General features: G+C 67.1%; 23 protein-coding genes and 1 tRNA gene. 6 read left to right on the forward strand and 18 right to left on the reverse strand.

Annotated elements, in window-relative coordinates; translation table 11 throughout:
• Positions 1–46 precede the first annotated feature (46 nt).
• The 3 genes from rsmD to MKD50_RS11160 all read left to right on the forward strand — a co-directional run bounded on the left by rsmD (position 47) and on the right by MKD50_RS11160 (position 1741).
• The gene (gene rsmD, locus MKD50_RS11150) at positions 47–694 is read left to right on the forward strand and encodes a 16S rRNA (guanine(966)-N(2))-methyltransferase RsmD (protein WP_172582601.1); all 648 of its coding nucleotides are present in this window, start codon (positions 47–49) and stop codon (positions 692–694) included.
• Positions 695–927: 233 nt separating this feature from the next.
• Positions 928–1413 carry a pantetheine-phosphate adenylyltransferase gene (coaD, locus tag MKD50_RS11155; RefSeq protein ID WP_012351649.1) on the forward strand — a complete coding sequence of 162 codons (486 nt, stop codon included), beginning with the start codon at positions 928–930 and terminating at the stop codon, positions 1411–1413.
• A gap of 67 nt (positions 1414–1480) precedes the next feature.
• The gene (locus MKD50_RS11160; protein ID WP_115705728.1) at positions 1481–1741 is read left to right on the forward strand and encodes a YfhL family 4Fe-4S dicluster ferredoxin; all 261 of its coding nucleotides are present in this window, start codon (positions 1481–1483) and stop codon (positions 1739–1741) included.
• A gap of 138 nt (positions 1742–1879) precedes the next feature.
• Here MKD50_RS11160 and MKD50_RS11165 read toward each other — a convergent pair whose 3' ends face one another.
• The 8 genes from MKD50_RS11165 to MKD50_RS11200 form a co-directional block, all read right to left on the reverse strand.
• Positions 1880–3739: a PhoX family protein gene (locus MKD50_RS11165; protein WP_252667150.1), complete on the reverse strand. Its 1860-nt coding sequence runs from the start codon at positions 3737–3739 to the stop codon at positions 1880–1882.
• Positions 3740–3945: 206 nt separating this feature from the next.
• Positions 3946–4542, reverse strand: a complete 597-nt coding sequence (gene pth / locus MKD50_RS11170; protein ID WP_115705732.1) for an aminoacyl-tRNA hydrolase — start codon at positions 4540–4542, stop codon at positions 3946–3948.
• A gap of 150 nt (positions 4543–4692) precedes the next feature.
• Complete coding sequence (locus tag MKD50_RS11175; RefSeq protein ID WP_115705734.1) at positions 4693–5310, reverse strand: 50S ribosomal protein L25/general stress protein Ctc; 618 nt, start codon at positions 5308–5310, stop codon at positions 4693–4695.
• Positions 5311–5442: 132 nt separating this feature from the next.
• Positions 5443–6396 carry a ribose-phosphate pyrophosphokinase gene (locus MKD50_RS11180; protein ID WP_062796633.1) on the reverse strand — a complete coding sequence of 318 codons (954 nt, stop codon included), beginning with the start codon at positions 6394–6396 and terminating at the stop codon, positions 5443–5445.
• A gap of 96 nt (positions 6397–6492) precedes the next feature.
• A tRNA-Gln gene (locus MKD50_RS11185) sits at positions 6493–6569 on the reverse strand.
• A gap of 59 nt (positions 6570–6628) precedes the next feature.
• Complete coding sequence (gene ispE, locus MKD50_RS11190; protein WP_252667151.1) at positions 6629–7507, reverse strand: 4-(cytidine 5'-diphospho)-2-C-methyl-D-erythritol kinase; 879 nt, start codon at positions 7505–7507, stop codon at positions 6629–6631.
• A gap of 43 nt (positions 7508–7550) precedes the next feature.
• Positions 7551–8168 carry a lipoprotein insertase outer membrane protein LolB gene (gene lolB, locus MKD50_RS11195; protein ID WP_371925330.1) on the reverse strand — a complete coding sequence of 206 codons (618 nt, stop codon included), beginning with the start codon at positions 8166–8168 and terminating at the stop codon, positions 7551–7553.
• Between the two features lie 84 nt (positions 8169–8252).
• On the reverse strand, positions 8253–10199 hold the full coding sequence (locus MKD50_RS11200) for a tetratricopeptide repeat protein (protein WP_240073663.1): 1947 nt from the start codon (positions 10197–10199) through the stop codon (positions 8253–8255).
• A 155-nt stretch (positions 10200–10354) separates the two neighbouring features.
• On the opposite strand from MKD50_RS11200, the gene mutM reads away from it, so the two are divergent.
• The 3 genes from mutM (at position 10355) to mutY (ending at position 14757) form a co-directional block, all read left to right on the forward strand.
• Complete coding sequence (gene mutM / locus MKD50_RS11205; protein WP_115705742.1) at positions 10355–11245, forward strand: bifunctional DNA-formamidopyrimidine glycosylase/DNA-(apurinic or apyrimidinic site) lyase; 891 nt, start codon at positions 10355–10357, stop codon at positions 11243–11245.
• A 262-nt stretch (positions 11246–11507) separates the two neighbouring features.
• Positions 11508–13460 carry a dynamin family protein gene (locus MKD50_RS11210; protein ID WP_252667152.1) on the forward strand — a complete coding sequence of 651 codons (1953 nt, stop codon included), beginning with the start codon at positions 11508–11510 and terminating at the stop codon, positions 13458–13460.
• Between the two features lie 121 nt (positions 13461–13581).
• Complete coding sequence (gene mutY / locus MKD50_RS11215; RefSeq protein WP_252667153.1) at positions 13582–14757, forward strand: A/G-specific adenine glycosylase; 1176 nt, start codon at positions 13582–13584, stop codon at positions 14755–14757.
• Between the two features lie 29 nt (positions 14758–14786).
• Here mutY and MKD50_RS11220 read toward each other — a convergent pair whose 3' ends face one another.
• The 10 genes from MKD50_RS11220 to lptC form a co-directional block, all read right to left on the reverse strand.
• Positions 14787–15446, reverse strand: coding sequence for an LON peptidase substrate-binding domain-containing protein (locus tag MKD50_RS11220; protein WP_115706199.1), 660 nt, complete (start codon positions 15444–15446; stop codon positions 14787–14789).
• A gap of 91 nt (positions 15447–15537) precedes the next feature.
• The gene (gene rapZ, locus MKD50_RS11225) at positions 15538–16416 is read right to left on the reverse strand and encodes an RNase adapter RapZ (RefSeq protein WP_115679306.1); all 879 of its coding nucleotides are present in this window, start codon (positions 16414–16416) and stop codon (positions 15538–15540) included.
• Between the two features lie 107 nt (positions 16417–16523).
• Positions 16524–16916 (reverse strand): PsiF family protein, encoded by a 393-nt coding sequence (locus MKD50_RS11230; RefSeq protein ID WP_252667154.1) that lies wholly within the window; start codon positions 16914–16916, stop codon positions 16524–16526.
• A gap of 170 nt (positions 16917–17086) precedes the next feature.
• Positions 17087–18058 carry an HPr(Ser) kinase/phosphatase gene (gene hprK, locus MKD50_RS11235; protein ID WP_115705752.1) on the reverse strand — a complete coding sequence of 324 codons (972 nt, stop codon included), beginning with the start codon at positions 18056–18058 and terminating at the stop codon, positions 17087–17089.
• 82 nt (positions 18059–18140) lie between these two features.
• Positions 18141–18596 (reverse strand): PTS sugar transporter subunit IIA, encoded by a 456-nt coding sequence (locus MKD50_RS11240; protein WP_018008706.1) that lies wholly within the window; start codon positions 18594–18596, stop codon positions 18141–18143.
• Positions 18597–18949: 353 nt separating this feature from the next.
• Entirely contained in the window at positions 18950–19300 is a 351-nt protein-coding gene (gene hpf / locus MKD50_RS11245; protein WP_010814386.1) for a ribosome hibernation-promoting factor, HPF/YfiA family, read from the reverse strand.
• 48 nt (positions 19301–19348) lie between these two features.
• The gene (locus MKD50_RS11250; RefSeq protein WP_115705754.1) at positions 19349–20827 is read right to left on the reverse strand and encodes an RNA polymerase factor sigma-54; all 1479 of its coding nucleotides are present in this window, start codon (positions 20825–20827) and stop codon (positions 19349–19351) included.
• A 123-nt stretch (positions 20828–20950) separates the two neighbouring features.
• Entirely contained in the window at positions 20951–21751 is an 801-nt protein-coding gene (lptB, locus tag MKD50_RS11255) for an LPS export ABC transporter ATP-binding protein (RefSeq protein WP_240073671.1), read from the reverse strand.
• Positions 21752–21759: 8 nt separating this feature from the next.
• A complete protein-coding gene (gene lptA / locus MKD50_RS11260; protein WP_115705756.1) occupies positions 21760–22404 on the reverse strand; it encodes a lipopolysaccharide transport periplasmic protein LptA in 645 nt (214 codons plus the stop codon).
• Positions 22405–22524: 120 nt separating this feature from the next.
• Positions 22525–23154: an LPS export ABC transporter periplasmic protein LptC gene (gene lptC, locus MKD50_RS11265; protein WP_115663094.1), complete on the reverse strand. Its 630-nt coding sequence runs from the start codon at positions 23152–23154 to the stop codon at positions 22525–22527.
• Between the last annotated feature and the right edge of the window lie 16 nt (positions 23155–23170).

A 23170-nucleotide genomic window follows, 5' to 3' on the forward strand; every position in this document is an offset into this window, starting at 1 on the left:
CGGCATCGCCCACGGCGGACCCCGCCGCAAGCTCTACAATCACGGCATGAATTCGCGTTCCCGCTTGCCCTCGCCTCCTCCGCGCGGGCGATCTCCCGTCTCTCCCGTGCCGCGCCAGGCACCCGCGCAGGTCCGCATCATCGGCGGACGCTGGAAGCGCACGCTGCTGCCGGTGCCTGACGCCCAGGGCCTGCGGCCCACCCCCGACCGCGTGCGCGAGACGCTGTTCAACTGGCTGGGCCAGGACCTGTCCGGGCTGGAATGCCTGGACCTGTTCGCCGGCTCTGGCGCGCTCGGCTTCGAGGCCGCGTCGCGCGGCGCGGCCGTGGTGACGCTGGTCGAGTCCAATGCCCGCGTGGCCAGGCAATTGCGCGATAACGCGGACCGGCTCGATGCCCGGCAGGTGCGCGTGATGCAAGGCGACGCCTTCGCCATCGCCGCGCAACTGCCCGATGCCAGCTTCGACGTGGTGTTCCTCGATCCACCGTTCGCCGAGGACTGGATCGGGCCCTCGCTGGCGCATGCGGCGCGACTGTCGCGGCCGGGCGGGGCGGTGTATGTCGAGACCGACCACCCGCTGACCGGCGCCGATGCGCCGGTGCCGGCCTCGCTCGAGATCGTGCGGCACGCGCGCGCCGGCGCGGTGCATTTCCACCTTCTGCAGCACCGCGTGCCGGGCAACGGCGCCGGCTGATCCGCCAGATCCGTGGCGCGGCGGTTCCACAACGAGGAAGGGCCCCTTCCTGATTGCGGAACCGATTCTTAGCTGCACCGCCGCAAAACGGTGCCCGTGGCGACTTCCAAGCGGGGCATTTAGGGTTACACTACGCCGCTGTCACAACGCTCGCGACGCAGCACCCACGCCGGCCCGGCCGGCGCAAGAGGCGGCCCCTCCACGGCCGGCAGCGGGCAGATCAAGGAGGAAGTATGGTCAGCGCGGTCTATCCCGGCACCTTCGATCCAATGACCCGGGGACACGAGGATCTGGTCCGCCGTGCGTCGAATATCTTCGACGAACTGGTGGTCGGCGTGGCGCACAGCCCCAACAAGCGCCCGTTCTTTTCGCTCGAAGAGCGCATCAGCATTGCCCGCGAAGTGCTCGGGCACTATCCCAACGTGCGGGTCGAGGGCTTTTCCGGACTGCTCAAGGATTTCGTGCGCAAGAACAATGCGCGCGTAATCGTGCGCGGCCTGCGCGCGGTGTCAGACTTCGAGTACGAGTTCCAGATGGCGGGCATGAACCGCTACCTGCTGCCGGACGTCGAGACCATGTTCCTGACCCCGTCGGACCAGTACCAGTTCATCTCGGGCACCTTCGTGCGCGAGATCGCGGTGCTGGGCGGCGACGTCAGCAAGTTCGTGTTCCCGTCGGTGGAACGCTGGCTGCAAGAGAAAATCGCCAAACCGGAATAAAATACGGCTTCAGACACGTCAGACCGCGGCCAGTCGGGCGCGGGCGTGTCCGCAGGAAGGAAATACCATGGCGCTGATGATCACCGACGACTGCATCAACTGCGACGTTTGTGAACCCGAGTGCCCGAACGAAGCCATTTCGATGGGGCCCGAGATCTATGAAATCGACCCCAACAAGTGCACCGAGTGCGTCGGCCACTTCGACGAGCCGCAATGCCAGCAGGTGTGCCCGGTCGCATGCATTCCCAAGGATCCGAACCGCGTGGAGACCCATGAGGTCCTGCTGCAGCGGTACCGGCTGCTAACGGCCGCCCGGCACGCGGCCTGACACGGGTCACGCCTGGGCAGGCCTCGCTATCCGGGCTTCGTTACCCGGCTTCAGCCGTGCAAAAAAAGCCCCCGGCACCGCAAGGTGACGGGGGCTTAACCTTTCCCCAATTACTACGGTTACTGCCTACTGCACTGCTCAGGCACCGATCGGCTTGCCGTCGGCACGGCGCACCACGATGGTGGACGAGCGCGGCGGCTTGGCCGCGTCCGGCCACTTGCCGGTCGGGTGCTGGATGTTGATGAAGCAGGTGGTCAGGTCTGGCGTGTAGGCGATGCCGGTGATCTCGCAGCCGGTCGGGCCCGCGAGGAAGCGCTTCGACTGGCCCGTCGGCGAGATGTAGTACATGCTGTTGTTGCCGAAGGTGCCGGTGTAGGTGGCGCTGGTGCTCGAGTCGGTCTGCACCCACAGGCGGCCCTTGGGATCGACGCGCAGCCCGTCCGGGCTGGAGAAGGTGTCGCCGGTGATGTTGCCCTTCAGGTTGTCGGTGGCCAGCGACGGGTCGCCGGCCTGCAGCAGGATGCTCCAGGTGAAGGTCGTGGCCAGCGGCGAATTGCCGGCTTCATTCCACCTGACGATATGGCCGTGCAGGTTGTTCTTGCGCGGGTTGGCGGCGTCGGTCTGCTGGCGGCCGCTGTTGTTGGTCAGCGTGCAGTACAGCGTGTTGTCTGGCGCGGCGGTGATCCACTCGGGGCGGTCCATCAGCGTGCCGCCGGCCACGCGCGCGGCCGACTTGGTGTTGATCAGCACGTCTGCCTGGGTGGCGAAGTCGACCGTGGTCGGCGCCGGCGACACCGCCGCCTGGGTCCAGTTGCCCGGGTCCGAGGCGCCGACCGTCAGGCCGTTCTTGCCCTGCGACAGTTCGATCCACTGGCCGCTGCCGTCGGCGTTGAACTTTGCTACGTACAGCGTGCCGGTGTCCAGCAGGTTGGCGTTGGCGGCGCGGTTGTCCGGATCGAAGGCCTTGCTCGGCACGAACTTGTAGATGCAGCCCGGGGTGCCGTCATCGCCCATGTAGAAGGCCACGTTGTTGCTGGCATCGGTGATGTAGGCGACGTTCTCGTGGTCGAAGCGGCCCATCGCGGTGCGCTTGGCCGGCGCGCCCAGCGTGCCGTACGGGTCGATCTCCACCACCCAGCCATAGCCGTTGTCGGCCTGGGTCGGGTCGATGTAGTTGTCGGTGCTTTCCTCGCAGGTCAGGTAGGTGCCCCACGGGGTGTGGCCGCTCGAGCAGTTGTTGAGCATGCCGACCACGGTGGCGCCGACCACCGGCGCGGCCGGGCCGCCCACGCGGTACAGCGTGTTGCCGGTGTAGCGCTTGTTGTAGATCGAGTCGCGCTTGACCTGCCACGTGCCGCTGGCGGCCAGCTCCACTTCGATCACGGAAATACCGACCGCCGACAGGGCGATGCGCTTTTGCTCCGGGCTCGCGGTGGCGGCGTCGTAGGCGGTCGGGAACAGGATGTTGTAGTCCGGCAGTTCGTGGTTGATCGCCAGCAGGCCGCCCTTGAGCGGATCGACGCCCGGCAGCGCGAAGTAGTGCATGCCGTCGTGGTTGCCACCGGCCTGGCGCTCGGTCTCGGCCGACGACTGGAAGGCGCCGGCATAGCCGGAGGCGCCGGCTTCGACCGGGTCGCCGGCGGAGAACAGCACGTCGACGCTGTAGCCGCTGGGCACCACCACGGTGTCGGCGGTGGACTTGGCGATCGGTTCGAAGGTGACCTCGTAGCTCGGCGTGGCCGGTGCCGGGGCCGGAGCGGGTGCCGGGGCAGGGGCCGGTGCTGGCGCCGGAGCCGGAGCGGGATCGTCATCGCCGCCGCAGGCGGCCAGCAGGCCGCTGCCGAATGCCGACACCAGCGACAGGCCCAGGCCGCCGCGCAGCACCCGGCGGCGGGCCGGGTTGGCGGCGACGATGTCCTCGAGCATCTGGCCGGGCACGTCAACGTCGGGCTTGGCGGCGCGGCTTGCGGCGCGCGCTTCGTCGGTCAGGTACGACATGGGCTTTCCTCCTGTGGGATGTCATGCGCATCGGCAACCATGCGATACCGACGCGATTGGAAACCCCGCAATGTAGGTGGTGCCCATGGCACTTTGATGACACTATGTCTGCAACTGCAGACCGGTGCGGCCAAACGACGACGGGCCGCGGATGCGGCCCGTTTTCATGCTGCTGTCGCAGAAATGTGCTGGCTGGGGTGCGGCGCTCAGCGCGCGGTATGCAACTGGGCCATGGCGCGCTCGGCATCGCCGCGCGCCAGCAGGCCCAGCGGCTCGATGCAGCGGTCGATCGCGCCATCGATGGCTTCCTGCTCCTCGCGCCGCGGTGGCTTGAGCACGAAGTTGACCACGTCCTCGCGGCCCGCGCCGGCACCGCCGGGCGCATTGCGTGGATGGCCCACGCCCAGGCGCAGGCGCCAGTAGTCCTGCGTGCTCAGGTGGGCCGAGATGTCCTTCAGGCCGTTGTGGCCGCCCGCGCCGCCGCCGCGCTTGAGCTTGGCGGCACCGGCGGGCAGGTCCATCTCGTCATGCGCGACCACGATCTCGCCGGGCAGGATCTTGTAGAAGCGCGCCAGCGACACCACCGCCAGGCCGGAGCGGTTCATGAAGGTCGACGGCTTGAGCAGCCAGACCTCCTGGTCCCAGAGCCGCGCGCGCGCGGCCAGCCCATGGAAGCGGCCCTCCACGCGCAGCGTGGCGCCGCCCATGCGGGCCAGCTGGTCCACCAGCCAGAAGCCGGCGTTGTGTCGGGTGGCCTCGTACTCCGCACCGGGATTGCCGAGGCCGACGATAAGCTTGATCATGCGTGTGACTGTGTCGTTGGCGCGCGGGACTGCGCCACAGGCGCCAAGGATACCGAAAAACCGGCAGTCCGCTGCCGGGCGAAAAAAAACCGCCGCAGGAGCGGCGGTTTCTTCGTGGCGCGGCCCGCGGGCCGCCACCGCTGCGGCAGCTTAGGCAGCCGGGGTTTCGCCAGCGGCTTCGCCGCCTTCGGCAGCTTCCGACACGGCACCAGCCGGTTGCGAGATGCTGGCGATGGCCGGGTTATCGTCACCGTGGGTGATCACGGTCAAGCCCTTCGGCAGCTTCAGGTCGGACAGGTGCAGGGTCTGGCCCAGCTCCATCGCGCCGACGTCCACTTCGATGAACTCGGGCAGGTCGGCCGGCAGGCACGACACTTCCAGGTCGTTGACGATGTGGTTGACCAGGCCGTGGCCCAGCTTCACGCCAGGAGCAGTTTCCTGGTTCATGAAGTGCAGCGGCACCTTGACGTGGATCTTGTCGTTGGCCGACACGCGCTGGAAATCGACGTGCAGCACCAGCGGCTTGAACGGGTGCATCTGGAATGCGCGCAGCAGCGCCTTTTCCGACTTGCCGGCGACTTCCAGGTCGAGGATCGACGAGTGGAACGCTTCCTTCTTCAGGGCGTGCCACAGGGCGTTGTGATCCAGTTCGATCATCTTCGGCTCGGCGGCGCCGCCGTAGATGATGCCGGGGGTCTTGCCCGAATTGCGCAGGCGGCGGCTCGCACCCGTTCCCTGTACGCTACGCTCGAAAGCGACAACTTTCATGATGACTCCAAAAGTAAGAAGGCTGTCCGCGACCAGACAGCCTCGTTGCGGCGCAAAGGCAAAAATATGCGCCGATCAAGTCACGTTGATCACCAGACAACGATGATCAACGCAGTAAAGCCTTAAATTCTATCAGGAACCCGCAAACAGCGACATGATCGAGTCGCCCTTGACGATGCGGGTGAAGGTTTCGGCCAGCAGCGGGGCGGTCGAGAGCTGGCGGATCTTGGTGCACTTGGCGGCTTCTTCGGACAGCGGGATGGTGTCGCACACCACCACTTCGTCCAGCGCCGAATCCGCGATGCGGGCCGCCGCGCCGCCCGACAGCACGGGGTGCGTGCAGTAGGCGAAGACCTTCAGCGCGCCGCGCTCCTTCAGCACCTGGGCGGCCTTGCACAGCGTGCCGCCAGTGTCGATCATGTCGTCCATGATGACGCAGTTGCGGCCTTCGACTTCACCGATGATGTTCATCACCTCGGCCACGTTGGCCTTGGGACGGCGCTTGTCGATGATGGCCAGGTCGCAGTTCAGTTCCTTGGCCAGCGCGCGGGCTCGAACCACGCCGCCGACGTCCGGCGAGACCACCAGCAGGTCGCCGTAGTTCTTCTCGCGCAGGTCGCCCAGCAGTACCGGCGAAGCGTAGATGTTGTCGACCGGGATATCGAAGAAACCCTGGATCTGGTCGGCGTGCAGGTCCATCGTCAGCACGCGCTCGACGCCGGCGACTTCCAGCATGTTGGCAACCACCTTGGCCGAGATCGCCACGCGCGCCGAACGCGGGCGGCGGTCCTGGCGGGCATAGCCGAAGTAGGGCATGGCGGCGGTGATGCTGCGTGCCGAGGCGCGCTTGAGCGCATCGACCATCACCATCAGTTCCATCAGGTTGTCGTTGGTCGGCGCGCAGGTGGACTGCAGCACGATGACGTGCTTGCCGCGAACGTTTTCCTGGATTTCGACCTGCACTTCACCGTCGGAGAAACGGCCAACCTGGGCCTTGCCCAGCGGAATGCCGAGGTGCTGTACGACAGCCTCCGCGAGTTTGGGGTTGGCGTTGCCGGTAAATACCATCAAGCCTTCGCTGCTCATTCGGGGCACCTGTCTTGCTGCTGGGGGAGCTTGGTGTCACCGGCGAAGCCGGTGACTTGGAGATATCGTGTTCCGTTAGGACACTATAGGAAGTAATGGCAGGGGAAGAAGGATTCGAACCTTCGAATGCCGGAATCAAAATCCGGTGCCTTGACCAACTTGGCGACTCCCCTACACAACCGGGCCGTTCTTCGTGGTACCAACTTGCCGTACCGCGCCGAACGAAAACTTGCTATGCGAACGTCGCGAGCGGGTGATGTGCCAGACTTCTCACACACCTGCCATCCCATTCGGGTGGCAACCGTTCCAAAATCTGCTGCGCTGTCGTTGCGTCGGGAAAACGCGCAAACACGCAGGCTCCGGAACCGGTCATCCGGGCATGCTGATTGTGTTGCTTCAGCCATGCCAGGGCTCGGGCGACTTCGCCGAACTTCGCTGTTGCTATCGGTTCCAGGTCGTTGCGACCGAAATCGAATTTGTTTGTGCGAGCAGCGAAGACCGCAATTATGGAGATCGGTGTATTCCTTGTCAAGCACGCGTCCGAAAAAATTTCAGCGGTGGGCACGTGCTGCTTGGGGTGGATGATCACGAACCAGCTGTCGGGCAATTCGACCGGCGTGAGCTCCTCGCCGATGCCCTGCGCAAAGGCGTTTTGCCCGAGCACGAACACCGGCACATCGGCGCCCAGCGCCAGCCCGATCTGCATCAGCTCGGCGCGCGTCAGCCCCAGGCCCCACAGGTGGTTCAGCGCCAGCAGCGTGGTGGCGGCGTCGGAAGAGCCGCCGCCGATGCCGCCGCCCATCGGCAGCACCTTGTCGATGGCGATGTCGGCGCCGAAGGTGGTGCCGGTGGCGGCCTGGAGCGCGCGCGCGGCGCGCACCACCAGGTCGGTGTCGGCCGGCACGCCGGGCACCTCGGTGACGCGCGTGACCACGCCGTCGTCGCGGCGGCGGAAATGCAGCGTGTCACACCAGTCGACCAGCTGGAACACGGTCTGCAGCGTGTGGTAGCCGTCGTCGCGGCGGCCGGTCACGTGCAGGAACAGGTTGAGCTTGGCCGGCGCGGGGCAGTCGCGCAGTTCGGGCGGGGGCAGGGGATGGCTGCGTGGCATGGTGCGGTGAAGGGAGCCGTGGTTGCGGCGGTTATGGCGTCCGTTATGGTGTCTGGGGATCGATTACGAGCCGCACCGATAACGGATTGCTGCCGGGGTCGCGCGCCAGGTCGATGCGACGTGGCACCTGGGTGGCTGCGGTTCCGGCGGCGGGCGTATCCTGCCAGGCGACGTAGCGCACGGTCCAGCCGTTCTGCGCCAGCGTCGCCAGCCGGCCGTGCTCGTCGCGCGTGGCGCGCGCCGGGGTGCCCCGGGAGGGACGCCCGTGCAGCCAGTCGCGCATGCCGGCCACCGGCAGCGCGAAGCCCAGCGCCTCTTCCATCAGGGTATCGACCTCGGGCGCGTTGCGCGGCGGCTGGTTGGGCAGGTCTAGCGTGGCGCCCGACGGCGTGGCGGTGACCACGGCCAGGGTCTGGCCAAGCGGCGAAACCAGGTCGAGCCGCACGTTGCGGCCCTGCTCCTCCCAGCGGAAGCTGCCCTGCACGCCCTCGTCGCGGCCGTAGCGCACGTAGTTGGCGGAAAAGCGGCCGGTGTACTGCTGGCTGGCGGCGTCCTGGTCGACATCGAAGCTGCGCGACGGCGCCACGCTGGCGCACGCCTGCAGCAGCAGGGGCGCGCCAAGCCAGAGCAGCGCCAGGCGTCGGGATCGGTTCATGGGCATGGTCGTGAGGACGGCGGCGCGGCGGCCGCCGGGCTGACGGGAATCCCGCGCCGCGGACCGGCGTGCCGGCCACGGCGCGCGGGCTTACCTGGACGGCTGCACGTTGACCTTGTAGCGGCGCAGCGTGTCGATCAGGGTCTCGTTCTCGGGGTCGATGCGCACGGCCTCGGTCCACGTCTTGCGGGCCTCGTCGTGCTCGCCGAGCTGCCACAGCACCTCGCCGAGGTGCGCGCCGATTTCAGCCTCGGGGGCCTTGGCATAGGCGTTGCGCAGCAGCGCGGCCGCGGGCTGCAGGTCGCCCATGCGGAATTTGACCCAAGCCAGGCTGTCCATGATGTACGGATCGTCCGGGCCCAGCTCGGAGGCACGTTCCAGCAGCTTGAGCGCCTCGGGCAGGCGCTCGTTGCGGTCCGCCAGCGAATAGCCGAGGGCGTTGTAGCCCTGCTTCTGCTGCGGCTGCAGCGCAATCACGCGGCGCAGGCCGGTTTCCATGCTGGCGTAGCGCTTCTGGCGCTCATCGAGCATGGCCAGTTCGTAGATCCAGTCGGCGTTGTCGGGCTCCGCCGCGATGCGGTCGTTCAGCGCCTTGCGGGCACGGTCGTAGGCCTTGCTCTCCATCAGCGTGGCCACTTCGGCCTGGCGGATGGCGGTCACGCGCTGCGAGCGCTGGCCGGGGTCGGGGATGTCCTCGGCGTCGCTGAGCATCTCGCCGAACAGCGCCTGGGCATCGTCGAGCTTGCCCATGCGCGCCAGCAGCTGGGCGCGCTTGGCGGTGGCCGCCGGTGCCAGGCGGATGTCCTCGATGCGATCGAGCCAGCGGATCGCGCCCGCGTAGTCCTTGCGTTCCTCGGCGATCTGCGCCAGGTACTGGTAGGCGATATCGGGATTCGCGCTGGGCTGTTTTTCGACCAGTTGCAGGTACTCCTGCAGGTACTGTTCGGCCTCGCCGAAGTTCTTCGCCTGCAGGCTGGTCAGGCCCAGCGCCAGCGGCACGCGCGGGTCGGCGGGAGCCACCTTGCGCAGCGTCTCGAATTCCTGGCGGGCCGCCGGCATGTCGTTCTTCAGCAAGTACAGCCGCGCCAGCGTGATATGGCCGTTGACCGATTCGGGCGACTTTTCCAGGAAGCGCTTGAGCACCGCCACGGCTTCGTCGGGCTGCTTCTCGGCGCGCAGTTCGGCCGACATCAGTGCCGCCGCTTCATAGCCTGGCCGCAGCCGCAAGGCCTGGTCGAGCGCGGCCAGCGCGCCCGCCTCGTCGCCGGCGACTTCGCGCGCGCGCGCCAGCGCCAGCTGGGTCTCGGGCAGCTTGATTTCGTTGCGGGTCAGGTCCTGAAGCAGCGTGGCCGCGCCGGCCGGGTCGCTGGTGCGCGACAGCTGCTGCTGCAGCTGCAGGATGGCATCGCCGCGCTGGCTGGCCGGCACCGCGGCCAGCTGCTGCTGCAACAGCGGGCGGGCGTCGTCCCAGCGTCCGTTGAGCACCAGCAGCGTCGACAGCACCTGGCTGGCCGCGGGCGAGGTCGGGGTGATCTCCTTCCACAGGCGCGCGGCGTCAAGCGCCTGCTGCGGGATGCGCGCGTTGAAGGCGATCTCGGTGGCACGCTGGGCGAAGCGCGGGTCGCGGGTCTGGCGCGCCAGTTCCAGGTAGGTGCGATAGGCCGGGCCGACCAGGCCGCGCTGGATGGAAATCTCGGCGGCCAGCACCATATAGACGATATCGTCGGTCAGCTCCAGCGTCGGCAGTGCCGGCCGCGCCGGCTTGGCTGCCGCCGGGGCGTCCGCCGCGGCCAGTTGCAGCATGGGCAGGGAACCTGCGCCGTCGGGTGGCGCGGCGTGGCTGGCGCCCGCCGCCGCTGCCAGCAGCGCGCCGGCGGCCAGCGCGCGCACATGGCGCCGCGGCGCCTGCCACCAGCGGGCCAGAGTGCGGGCACGGCGCGCCGTGCGCGACCCGGCGCCCGGCGATGTGGTCAGGCCGCCGCCCGCGGTGGCTTGCAACGTGGGGTCCGGCATCAGGTCCGGCATCAGGTCCGACATGTATTGAGTGCTCCGGCGCGCGCTGGCGAAGGATGGGGGAGATTGCGCATTGATAAGGGCATTGTAGCCTGCCGCTACAATGCGCTGCTTGGTGCCGCAGGCCGGCGCCAGCAGGCGCTGCAGGAGTTTTGAGCGGTAACCAACGGAGAGGTTCGATGCCTGAATTGCCCGAGGTCGAGGTGACCCGGCGCGGCTTGCTGCCGCATGTGGTGGGGCGGCGCATCGTCGCGGTCACGGTGCGCCACCGGGGCCTGCGCTGGCCGGTCGAGCCCGGACTCGAAACCCGCCTGGCCCAGCGCCTGGTGCGCCGCATCGAGCGCCGCGGCAAGTATCTGCTGCTGGAATGCGTCAGCGCCGACGCGGCGCAGCCGGTTGGCTGGCTGCTGGTGCATCTCGGCATGACGGGCACGCTGAGGGTGCTGCCAGAGGCACCGCCGCCGGGCGTGCACGACCACTTCGACCTGGTGCTCGACGCCGAGCCCGGCGCAGCGTCGGCGGCAACGCCAGGCCAGCAGCCAGGCACCATCGTGCTGCGCTTCCGCGATCCGCGCCGCTTCGGCGCCATCCTCTGGACCACGCTGCCGGAGGCCGAACTGCCGTCGCATCCGTTGCTGAGTACCCTCGGCATCGAGCCGTTCGATCCCGCCTTCGATGGCGCCTGGCTGCACCGCCATACGCGCGGTCGCAGTGCCGCGATCAAGACCGTGCTGCTGTCTGGCGCGATCGTGGTCGGGGTGGGCAACATCTACGCCTCCGAAAGCCTGTTCCGTGCCGGCATCCATCCGACCACCCCGGCAGGGCGCCTGAGCCGCGCGCGTTGCGACCGGCTGGCGCAGGCGGTGCGGGACACCCTGGCGCAGGCGATCGAGCGCGGCGGCAGCACGCTGCGCGACTTCGTTGGCAGCGACGGCGCCAGTGGCTATTTCCAGCTCGATTGCTTTGTCTACGACCGCGCCGGCCTGCCTTGCAAGGTGTGCGCCAAGCCGGTGCGCCAGATCGTGCAAGGCCAGCGTTCCACCTTCTATTGCACCAACTGCCAGCATTGACCAGCGGGGTGAGTGCTTCAGGGATCGCCCGCTGCCGCGGGTCGATGGGTCGGCGCAACACTGGCGGGGTCACTGCCTTCCAAGGGACGCGAATTCCACAAAAGCGCCGTGGAAACCTGTATCGTGTGCGCAGTCATAAAAAGTTACAAAATGGCCGGCCGCGTGTGAACGGCAGGGGTGCGGACCGGCATTGCATGAACACGGGCATGCCGCGCACAGGGTGGCGGGCCCCGAGGCAAAACCAAGTCAGCCCAACAGGTCCATGACAACGCTCGCCCACCAATTCGAACAATACGGCGCCTGGAGAACCGGGGTCCTCCAGTCACTGGCCGAATTCCAGTCCTGGCTGCAGCAGCACGACCTGTACGATGCGCAGGCCGACGAACGCGTGCAGCGCATCCAGAGCGTGCTGCGCAGCGACCGCCTCAAGGTCGCCTTCATCGCCGAGTTCTCGCGCGGCAAGAGCGAGCTGATCAACGCCATCTTCTTTGCCGACTACGGGCGCCGCATCCTGCCGTCGTCGGCGGGGCGCACCACCATGTGCCCGACCGAGCTGCGCTACGACGAGGCCGAGCCGCCCAGCATCCGCCTGCTGCCGATCGAAACGCGCCTGCAGGACGCCTCGACGGCCGACTTCATCGAGGCTGGCACCTCGGCGTCGCACTGGCATTCGGTGCCGCTGGACCCGTCGTCGCCCGAGGGCATGCTGGAGGCGTTCCAGCACGTGGTGCAGACCATGCGCGTGCCGCCCGAGCAGGCCGAGGCGCTGGGGCTGTACCACGAGAACGACCCCGATGCCGCCTATGCGGTCGATGCCGAGGGCATGGTCGAGATCTCGCGCTGGCGTCACGCCGTCATCAATTTCCCGCATCCGCTGCTGCGCCAGGGCCTGGTGATCCTCGACACCCCCGGCCTGAACGCGATCGGCACCGAGCCCGAGCTGACGCTGCGGCTGATCCCGGATGCGCACGTGGTGGTGTTCGTACTGGCCGCCGACGCGGGCGTGACCAAGAGCGACCTCGAACTGTGGCGCAGCCATGTCGGCGCCGGGCACCGGCGCGGTTGCCTGGCGGTGCTCAACAAGATCGACGGGCTGTGGGATCCGCTGCGCCAGCCCGGCGAAATCGCCCAGGAAATCGCGCGGCAGGTGTCGACCACCGCGCAGGTGCTGGGCATCGAGCAGTCGCGCGTGTATCCGGTGTCGGCGCAGAAGGGGCTGGTGGCCAAGGTCACGCACGACGACACCCTGCTGGCGCGCAGCGGCCTGCCGGAATTCGAACACGTGCTGTCGGACCAGCTGATCCCGCGCCGGCGCGAGATCGTCTCGGACCAGGTCCACCGGCTGGTGCAGGACATGGCGCGCGCCGCGCAGCAACTGCTGCAGAGCCGCCGCCGCGATATCGTCGAGCAGTTGTTCGAGCTGCGCGGCCTGCGCGGCAAGAACCATGCGATGGTCAAGCACATGCTGATGCGGGTGCAGGGCGAGAAGGACGAGTTCGAGCAGAGCATCGGCAAGTTCCAGGCGCTGCGCCTGGTCTTCGGCCGCCACAGCGCCGACATCATCAAGAGCCTGCAATTGCGCGACGTGCGCCGCACCATGCGCAGCGCGCGCGAACAGATGAAGGAGCGTTTCTTTTCGCGCGGCCTGCGCGAGGACATGGAGGCATTGTTCGCGCAGCTGAGCGGGCTGGTGAGCGATGCCGACAACAAGATCGGCCAGCTGCACCAGCTGATCGAAAGCATGTACCGGCGCTTCAATGCCGAGCACGGCTTTACGCTGCCCGCGCCGATGCAGTTCACCGCCGAACGCTACCTGGCCGAGCTGCAGGAGACCCTGCGGCTGGTGCAGGCGCATTTCGGCACGATCAGCATGCTGACGCGCTCGCGCCCGCAGCTGGTGCAAAGCGCGTTCAACACCATGGCCAGCCGCGTACTGGAGAATTTCCGCGGCCTCAACCGCGATATCGAGGTCTGGCTCAAGTCGGTGATGACGCCGCTGGAAGCGCAGGTGCGCGAGCACCAGAAGCAGCTGCGCCGGCGTGTCGATTCGATCGAGCGCATCCATGAGGCCACCGACACGCTGGAAAGCCGCATTGCCCAGCTGGAGGAAGTGCTGAACGGGCTGGACGAACGCAGCGGACGGATCGAAGGGTTTGCCGAGCGGCTGATGCGGCCGGCGGCGGATGCGGACAGTGCCAGCCTTGCGGTAGCGTAGCCTGGCCGGCCTTTCTGGTCGGCTTCGCCGGCCGGTATATCATGTGGCGCCGCGCCTTGCGGCGCCTTTTTCTTTGGCGCGCCGACGCTCCCTGTCCGCGCGCCGCGCCGTTGCCACGCCCATGCCCCGCAAACCAGCCCCCCGCGCCGTCCCCGCCCTGCCCGATACCCTGCGTGTGCCGCCCGACTTCGGCGCGCGCGTGGTCGACTGGCAGCGCCGGCACGGCCGGCACGACCTGCCGTGGCAGAACACCCGCGATCCGTACCGAATCTGGCTGTCCGAGATCATGCTGCAGCAGACTCAGGTCAGCGCGGTGATCGATTATTTCCAGCGCTTCGTGGCGCAGCTGCCCACGGTGCAGGACCTGGCGGCGGCGCCTGCCGACCAGGTGATGGCGCTGTGGGCCGGGCTGGGCTATTACTCGCGCGCGCGCAACCTGCACCGCTGCGCCATGCAAGTGGTCGGCGAGCATGGCGGGCGCTTCCCCACGGACCCCGCGGTGCTGGTCACGTTGCCCGGCATCGGCCGCTCCACCGCGGCGGCCATTGCCGCGTTCAGCGCGGGCGTGCGTTCGCCGATCCTGGACGGCAACGTCAAGCGCGTGTTCGCGCGCTGTTTCGGCATCCATGGGCATCCCGGCGAGCGCGCGGTGGAAACGCGCTTGTGGCAGCTGGCCGAGCTGGCCTTGCCTGCACCCGGCCCGCGCCAGGCCGACGACATGGTGGCCTATACGCAGGGGCTGATGGACCTGGGCGCCACGGTGTGCTCGCGCGGCAAGCCCGCCTGCCTGGCCGATGCCACCGCCTGCCCGCTGTCCGCCGATTGCGTCGCGCGCCGCGACGGCCTGACCGCCGTGCTGCCCGCGCCCAAGCCGCGCGCGGCGATCCCCGAGCGCAGCACGGTGATGCTGCTGCTGCGGCGCGAGCGTGAAGTGCTGCTGCGCCTGCGTCCGGACAGCGGCATCTGGGGCGGCCTGTGGAGCCTGCCAGAGATGCCGGTCGACACCGTCCCCTTCGACGCGGAAGCCGCCGAGGCCAGCGCGCTCGACTACGCGCGCGCTTTCGGCACCCCCGCGCGCGCGATGCTGGCCGGCGAGCTGACCCATGTATTCACTCACTTCCGCCTGCTTATCCGCGCCATCCGGGTCGACCTCGGTGTGGATGCGAACCTGCTGGGGCAGGACAGCGTGGCGCCGGCCGGGCAGCGCTGGCTTTCGCTCGACGATCTCGATGCGCTGGGCACGCCCGCGCCGGTGCGCAGGCTGCTGGAGGACCAGGCCCGGATGGGCTTGTTCTGAAGCCGGGGCAGGGCGGGGCGAACGGCCGCCTAAAGCATGTGGTTCTGCCGCATGTAGCGGTGCACGATCTCGATGCGCATGCCCGCGTCGGGCAAGGCCATCAGCATCTGCTTGGCCTTCAGCGGCACCGGCAGCAGTTCGCACAGCCGGTTGGCCACCCAGCTTGGGTCGTCCCACAGGTAGGGCTCGTCAAACGGCATGCGGTCGGGCTGCTCGGCGTGCAAGCGCGTGACGATGCGGCGCAGCGCATCCAGGCATTCGCCCAGCAATTCCAGTTTGCAGTCGATGATGTCGGGAGGGAGTACCTCGGCGCGCGCCACCAGCAGGCCGTCGTCGCGGGTTTCGTGGCTGATGATATGGAAGCGCTCGCGGCCGCGCGCGCGGATCAGCAGCACGCCCAGCTGCTCCATATTGCAGTCGACGATTTCCGCCAGGCAGCCGACCAGTTCGGGCACGGTGGGCTGATTGGGCCGGGCCACCTCCTCGCCGCTGGCGATCAGGCACACGCCGAACGGCGTGCTGTCGCGCAGGCAGTTGCGCACCATGTCGACGTAGCGCGCCTCGAACACGCGCAAAGGCAGCCGTCCACCGGGAAATAGCACCGTGTGCAACGGGAACAGCGGCAGGTTGTCGAGCGTCCGTGGCGGGTCTTCGGATCCTGTGGGACGGTAGAGATCGGTCGAGGACATGCGGTGCAGGCTTGGGTCGCGCAGCATTGGGCCGCCAGGCCGACGCCGCGCTCAGAAGCCCCATGCAGCCCGGGGTGCCATGCCGCGTGCGTCAGCCCGCCGGTGCGAGCTCTCGGTGTCTGACCAGCACATTACCATGTGCCCGGAAATAGTTGGCAAGCCTTTCGGCAATATAGACCGAGCGATGCTGGCCGCCGGTGCAGCCGATCGCCACGGTCAGGTAGCTGCGGTTGTCTGCAATGAAGCTTGGCAGCCACTTTTCCACGTAGGCGCGGATATCCTCGGCCATCGCCAGCACCATCGGCTGCGCCTGCAGGAAGTCGATTACCGGCGTGTCGCGGCCGGTCAGCGGCCGCAGCGCCAGATCGTAGTACGGGTTGGGCAGCGAGCGCACGTCGAACACCATATCGGCATCGCTGGGCACGCCGTGCTTGAAACCGAACGACTCGAACAGCAGCGTCAGGCGCTGGCTGTCGTCGCGGATCAGCTCCTTGATCCAGCTGCGCAGGGTATTGGTGCGCACATTGCTGGTGTCGATCCGGTGCGCGGCCTCGGCTAGCGGGCTCAGCAGCGCGCGCTCCATCTCGATCGCTTCCATCAGCGCCGTGTCGTTGAAGGCGCCGCCGCCACCGGCCACGCCGTCGGTCCGTGCCGACAGCGGATGGCGGCGCCGCGTCTCGGAGTAGCGCTGCACCAGGGCGTCGGTGCTGGCGGTCAGGAAAATCACCTCGACCTGGTGCTCGGCGGCCAGTGCGCGCACGGTGTCGGGCAGCTGGTCGAGCGACTCGCGGCTGCGGATGTCGGTAGCCACGCCCAGGTGCGTGTAGCCCTGGCTGTCTAGGTAGCGGGTCAGTTCAGGGATGAACTGCGCCGGCAGGTTGTCCACGCAGTAATAGCCTGCATCTTCGAGGACGTTCAGTGCGACGGACTTGCCGGAACCGGATATGCCGGTGATGAGGATGATGCGCATAGCAACTGAAGCATAGCATCAGGTGCCGGCTGCGTCATGACAGCGTGTTGACACCAGCAAAATGGCGAACCTTCCGGTTCGCCATGCTGGTTCGCGAGCAAGGGCGCTCAGGCTGCCTTTGACAGGCATTCCTTCATGTGGGCCTTGTATTCGTCGCCCTTCTTGCCCTTGCCGGACTTGCTGCAGGAAGCCATCTTGTCCTGCTGGCTCTTGGGCGCGCCGGACTTCGACAGGCATTCCTTCATGAATGCCTTGCGTTCGTCGCCTTTCTTGCCGGAGGCCTGCGCGTTGCAGGACTTCATCTTGTCCTGCTGGGTGTTGGCCGCGGGCTTGTCCGGATTGGCGGGGGTAGCAGGCGTGGCCGGCACGGCAGGCGTTGCCGGGGCCGTGGCCGACGGCTTGGCCGGCGTAGCAGGAGTGGCCGGCGTGGCGGTCTGCGCAAAGGCGCTGGCTGCGAACAGGGGGGTGACCAGCGCGCACACTGCAATCAGGGTCTTCATGCTTGCTCTCCTCGGGGGTGGACTACCTTGTCGCCGCGCGCCGGTTCGGCGTTGCAGCGTCCGTAACGGGCGTGATGCCCATTGCAGCACAAAACGGAGCATGCCTGAGAAGCGTTGACGAGCGGTTGTCACGCCGTTGTAAGCAATTGAAAACCGCGGCGGACCGGGGCTTACAGCAGCCGGCCCTGCCCGCGCGAGACGGCATCGGCCTGCATCGCGGCGCGCTGGCGGTCCATGAAGTCGCGCAGCGTGTCGATGCCGCGCAGGCGCAGGATGGTATTGCGCACGGCGGCCTCGACCAGCACGGCCAGGTTGCGGCCGGCCGCCACCTGGATCTTGACCATGTGGATGGGAAGCCCGAGCACGTCCAGGTACTGCGAATCCAGCGGCAGCCGCTCGAATTCGCCATCGTTGCGCCGCACCAGCTGCACCACCAGCTTGATCTTCATCTTCCGCCGTACTGCGGTCTCGCCGAAGATGGTCTTGATGTCGAGCAGCCCCAGGCCGCGTACTTCAAGCAGATTCTGCAGCAGCGGCGGGCAGCGGCCTTCGATGAAATCCGGCCCCAGCCGGACGAAATCGACGGCGTCGTCGGCCACCAGCCCGTGGCCACGCGAAATCAGTTCCAGGCCCAGTTCGCTCTTGCCCAGGCCCGATTCGCCCATGATCAGCACGCCCATGCCCAGGATGTCGAGAAACACGCCGTGCATGGTCACGCGCGGCGCGGAGATGCGCGACAGGTACAGGCGCAGATGGTCGATCACCGCGGCGGACGACACCGGCGTGGTGAACAGCGGCGTCGACGAGCGCGTGCAGCGCAGTTCAAGGTCCGGCGGCGGCTCCATGCCGTCGGCAATCACCAGGAACGGCGGCTCCAGCAGGATCAGCTCGCCCATCTGGCGCTTGCGGGTCTCGTCGTCGAGCCGCTGGTAATACGTGATTTCGGGCTTGCCGAGGACCTGGATCCGGTTCGGGTGGATCAGGTTGAGGTGGCCCACCAGGTCTGCGGCGGAGGTCGCTTCGCGGGCGAATTCAACGTCAAAGGCGCGGTCCGCGCCCTCCAGGCCGGCGATCCACGAGAGTTTGAGGTCGGCTGCGTTGTCGTCGAAGATGGACTGGGAGGTGACGCCGGTGAGTTCCATGCGGTATGGCTGGTAAGGCGGTGTTCGAAGCGCGTGGCGCTTGCCCGGTCTGGTGCCGGCCCGCTCCGGGGGAATCAGTGGATCAGGGATGCCATGCGATCAGCAGTTCGTGCACGGCATCGGGCGTGGGCAGCGTCGCCAAGCCCTCGCGCATGTCGCGATCCGACAGCAGTTGCGCGATCTCGGACAAAATTTCCAGGTGCTGCTGCGTGGCCTGTTCCGGCACCAGCAGGAAGATCAGCAGCGACACCGGCTTGCCGTCCGGCGATTCGAACGGGATCGGCTCGGCCAGTCGCATGAACGCGGCCAGCGGCTGCTTCAGGCCCTTGATGCGCCCGTGCGGAATCGCCACGCCGGCGCCCAGTCCGGTCGAGCCCAGCGACTCGCGTGCGAACAGGTTGTCGGTAACGATGGCGCGCGCCACGCCATGGTTGTTCTCGAAGAGGAGCCCGGCCTGCTCGAACACACGCTTCTTGCTGGTGACGCTGACGTCGAGGGTAATGTTGCCGGGTGGCAGCAATTTGGCCAAACGATTCATGGGCGATGCGCAGGATGTCAGTTAGCGGGCGGATCGTTCCGCCGGGCAGCGGCTGGCTCCCCGACCGCTGCCGGCGCGGGGAAGACGTCCGGCCCATTATAGAGCAGCGGCTACCCTTGCATTGTGCGGTGCAGCGCGAGCAGGCGCAGCCACGATTTCTCTCTCTTTGTATGGCGCAGCATACACCTTGGCGCTGCGCTTGCGAACATTTCGGACCTTCATGCGTGGCAGGGCTTTGCTCCGCTGCCACACACCCGTCACGGCGCAAGGGCGCAAAAAAGCCGCGCTTCGGGGCGCGGCTTGCCTGTGGAATCCTGGTTCAGCAGCCCTCTGCGGGGCTGCCGGGCACGGGTTTATTGCTGCATTTGCGCTGCGGCCATCTGGTACTTGACCGCTTCGCGGTCGTGGCCTTGCACGCGATCCTTGTAGCGAATCACCTGACGGTCCAGCTTGTCGACGAGTGCGTCGATCGCCGCATACAGGTCTTCGTGATGCGCCTCGACAAAGATGTCCTTGCCCTTTAGATGCAGATTGATTTCCGCGTACTGACGCCGGTCCTTTTCCTTGTGATTGTCGACAGAGAGCAGCACGCTAACGCCAATGACTTGATCGAAATGCCTGACGATTCGCTCCAGCTTCGTTTCCACGTACTCACGCAGAGGGGGCGTGATGTCCAGGTGGTGTCCACTGATCTTGAAGTTCATAGCGCTTCTCCTTCTGAAAGAGCCTCACCAGGCAGGCGGTGGGCTCGGCTACAAAGACTTGCGGAGATTGACTGCGGGGATTTTCAAGGCTTCACGATACTTGGCGACGGTGCGGCGTGCGACAACGAAGCCCTGTTCGCCCAGCAGTTCGGCGATGCGACTGTCGGAAAGGGGATTCCTCGGGTCTTCGGCTCCTATCAGTTGCTTGATCAAGGCGCGGATGGCCGTTGATGAAGCCGCGCCACCGGTTTCGGTGGACACGTGGCTACCGAAGAAGTACTTCAGTTCGAAAGTACCCATCGGCGTAGCCATATATTTATTGGTCGTCACCCGGGAGATGGTTGACTCGTGTAAACCCAGTGTATCGGCAATCTCCCGCAAAACCAAGGGGCGCATGGCGATTTCACCGTGGGTGAAAAAGTTCTTTTGACGCTCGACAATGGCCTGCGAGACACGCAGGATCGTGTCGAACCTTTGCTGGATATTCTTGATCAGCCAGCGTGCCTCCTGCAGCTTCTGCTGCAGTCCCGCCGTGCCGGTTTCGCCCTTGGCGCCGCGCAGGATCTGGGCATACATATCGTTGATGCGCAGCCTCGGCATCACATCCGGATTGAGCTGCGCGGTCCAGCCGCCGCCGCTCTTGCGCACGAACACGTCGGGCACGACGAAATCGGCCTCGGGACGGCTGTACGCGTGGCCCGGGTAGGGTGCGAGCGAGCGGATCAGGTCATGCGCGGCCTTGAGCGCGACTTCATCGACCTGCAGGGCCTTCTTCAGTCGCGTGTAGTCACGTACCGCCAGCAGTTCCAGGTGATGGGTGACGATGGTCAGCGCCAGTTCGCGCTGCGGGTGGGTCAGGCGGCGCAATTGCAGCGCCAGGCATTCGGCGGCATTGCGCGCGCCCACGCCGGCCGGATCGAAGCTCTGCAGCAGCGTCAGGATGGCGTGGACTTCGTCGGGGTCGAACTCCAGCTCTTCGGGCAGCTCCGCGCAGATCTCTTCGAGCGAGGCGCTCAGGTAGCCGTCGTCATCGAGCGATTCGATCAGGAAGATGGCGAGACCCTTGTCGCGCGCCGAGATCTTCAGCGGCGTCAGCTGCTCCATCAGGTATTCGCGCAGCGTGGGCTCGGCATCGCGCAGCTGCATCGGCGTCTTTTCGTCCTCGTCGCCTTGCGGGCGGCGGGCGAAGTCATCCAGGCTCCAGTCGCTGTTGCCGTAGTCGTCGCCGCTGCTGTTGTCGCTGTAGTTGTCATCGGCAGCGCCCTCGGCGCGCGCATCGCCATTGCCCTGGGGCTCGGCGGGGGCGGGCGCGGGCGCGCTCTGTACGTTGACCGAGCCATCGGCGGCCACGCGCAGCGGGCTTTCGATCCAGTCGTTCTCCCGCTCGAGCAGCGGGTTTTCCGTCAGCGCCTGTTCGACTTCCTGCTGCAATTCCAGCGTGGAGAGCTGCAGCAGCCGGATCGACTGTTGCAGCTGCGGGGTCAGGGCCAGGTGCTGGGAGAGGCGGAGCTGTAGCGACGGTTTCATGCGACCTATTTTATGCGCATCTTTCCGATGTTGGAACGGAAATTGCTATCGCTAATGCGCCGTGATCGCCGCTGGCTCTCCGCATCGCGCGGCCATGGCAGCCCGCGCCGGGCAGCCGTCTTGTCACATGCGGAAGTTCTCGCCCAGATAGACGCGCCGCACGGCGTCATTGGCGATGATGTCTTCGGGCTGGCCAGCTGCCAGCACCGTGCCTTCGCTGATGATGTAGGCGTGGTCGCAGATGCCGAGCGTCTCGCGCACGTTGTGGTCGGTGATCAGCACGCCGATATTGCGCGCCTTCAGGAAGCTGACGATGCGCTGGATTTCGCCCACGGCGATCGGGTCCACGCCGGCGAACGGTTCGTCGAGCAGAATGAAGCGCGGCGACGACGCCAGCGCGCGCGCGATTTCCACGCGGCGGCGCTCGCCGCCGGACAGCGACAGCGCCGGGTTGTTGCGCAGGTGCGCGATCTGCAGGTCGTCGAGCAGGGCATCGAGGCGGCGCTCGATCTCGGCCTTGGCCAGCGGCTTGCCCTTGTCCTGCTGCAACTCCAGCACCGCGCGGATGTTCTCCTCGACGTTGAGCTTGCGGAACACCGAGGCTTCCTGCGGCAGGTACGACAGCCCCATGCGCGCGCGCTCGTGGATCGGCAGGCCACTGATGTGGTCGCCGTCGAGCACGATGTCGCCTTCGTCCAGCGCCACCAGGCCGACGATCATGTAGAAAGACGTGGTTTTGCCCGCGCCGTTGGGGCCGAGCAGGCCGACCACCTCGCCGCTCTTCACATCGAGCGAGACGTCCTTGACCACCGTGCGGGAGCCATAGCGCTTCTTCAGGTGGCGCACGACCAGCGTGCTGCCGCCGGGCAGTACAGAGTTGGCTTCGACGACAGGCTGGTCGGCAATGGTGGCGGTATCGGTCATGGGTACGGTCAGGGTTTGTTGGCGGGCGCGGGCGCCGACTTCAGGTCCAGCGGCGAGCCGCCTGCGGTGCCGGACTTCTGGTCCTGGCGCGGCGACAGTACCGCGCGCACGCGGCCGGACGGGTTGGCGGCGGCGGCATCGCCGCTGCCGCCGCCCGCCGCGGTATAGAGCTCCTTGCGGCTGTCGTAGGTCAGCACCGCGCCGCGGATCTCGTCGACCAGCTTGGCGCCCTGCAGCCGCGCCATGCGGGCATTGCCGATCAGCTTGGAGAATTCCTGCTTGCCGTCGTACTCGATGCGGTCGCCCCAGCCGTCGATGTATTCGTCGACACCCTCGCGCTTCTGGCGGATATAGGCCTGCCTGCCCGGCTTCGAGGTGGCCACGGCGAACTGGTAGCCCTCGGGATCCGTGCGCAGCTCGGCGGCGTCGGACTTCAGGATCATGGTGCCCTTGGTCAGCACCACGTTGCCGGTCAGCGTATAGATCTGCTTGACGTCGTCATAGCTGGCGTTGTCCGCCTCGAGCACCATCGGCTTGTCGCGGTCCGCGCGCTCGGCAACGGCAGGCTGGGCCAGCAGGCCGAAGGCCAGGGCCAGCGCGAGCAGGGCCGGGGCGGTGCGTCGACGGGACGATGTCGTCAGGGAAGCGGTCATGTTGGCAGGGTTGCTTGAGGGCGTCTGGATGCGTGGTGGAGCGGTTTGCGCGGACTTTGGCGCGCGCGGTGCGGAGCCGTGCCGGCCGGCACCGCGGGCGCGACTGCGCTGGACCGGGCGTCAGGACCCTGGCGCACGGCCCGGGGATGGCCCGGTGATGATGGTGCCGCGTACATTGCCGAGCAATTGTACTTCGCGGGTGACGTTGTTGAAGATCAGTCCGTTGGCGGTCATGACCGACGGGCCGCGCGTCAGCTTGACGGGCTTGTCGGTCTTGACGATGTCGTCATTGACCAGCAGCTGGAAATAACTCGACGCCGCGGTCAGCTGCGGATCCTTCGAAGGATCCTTTCCCTGCTGGCGCAGCACGTAGCCATTGCCGTACAGGTCGATCACCGTGCCTTCGGCGTTCATGCGGCCGATGTCGGCGCGCGCGGTCACCGGCGGGCGGTCCGGCTCGTAGGCGCGCATCGCGGGGCGCGTGACCTCGTAGGTCTGGTCGTCCTCGAAATGGACCATGCGCTCGCCGGTGAAGCGGATCTTGGTGCTGCCGTCCGGTGCCAGCTCGGTGGCCGAGAAGCGGTCCATGAAGTAATCCGGCTCGTGCTTCTTGGTGGCCTGCGCGGCCTGGTCTTCCTTGGGGGAGTTGATCTGGACCAGCCAGAACGTGCTGCCCGCCACGATGGCCATCAGCAGCAGCGGCAGCAGCCGCATGACGATGCCGCTGAGGGAGGCGAGGAGTGCCTGCATGGTGTCCTTGGCGTTG

The organism is Cupriavidus mimosae (genome assembly GCF_023952485.1).
GTDB lineage: Bacteria > Pseudomonadota > Gammaproteobacteria > Burkholderiales > Burkholderiaceae > Cupriavidus > Cupriavidus taiwanensis_C.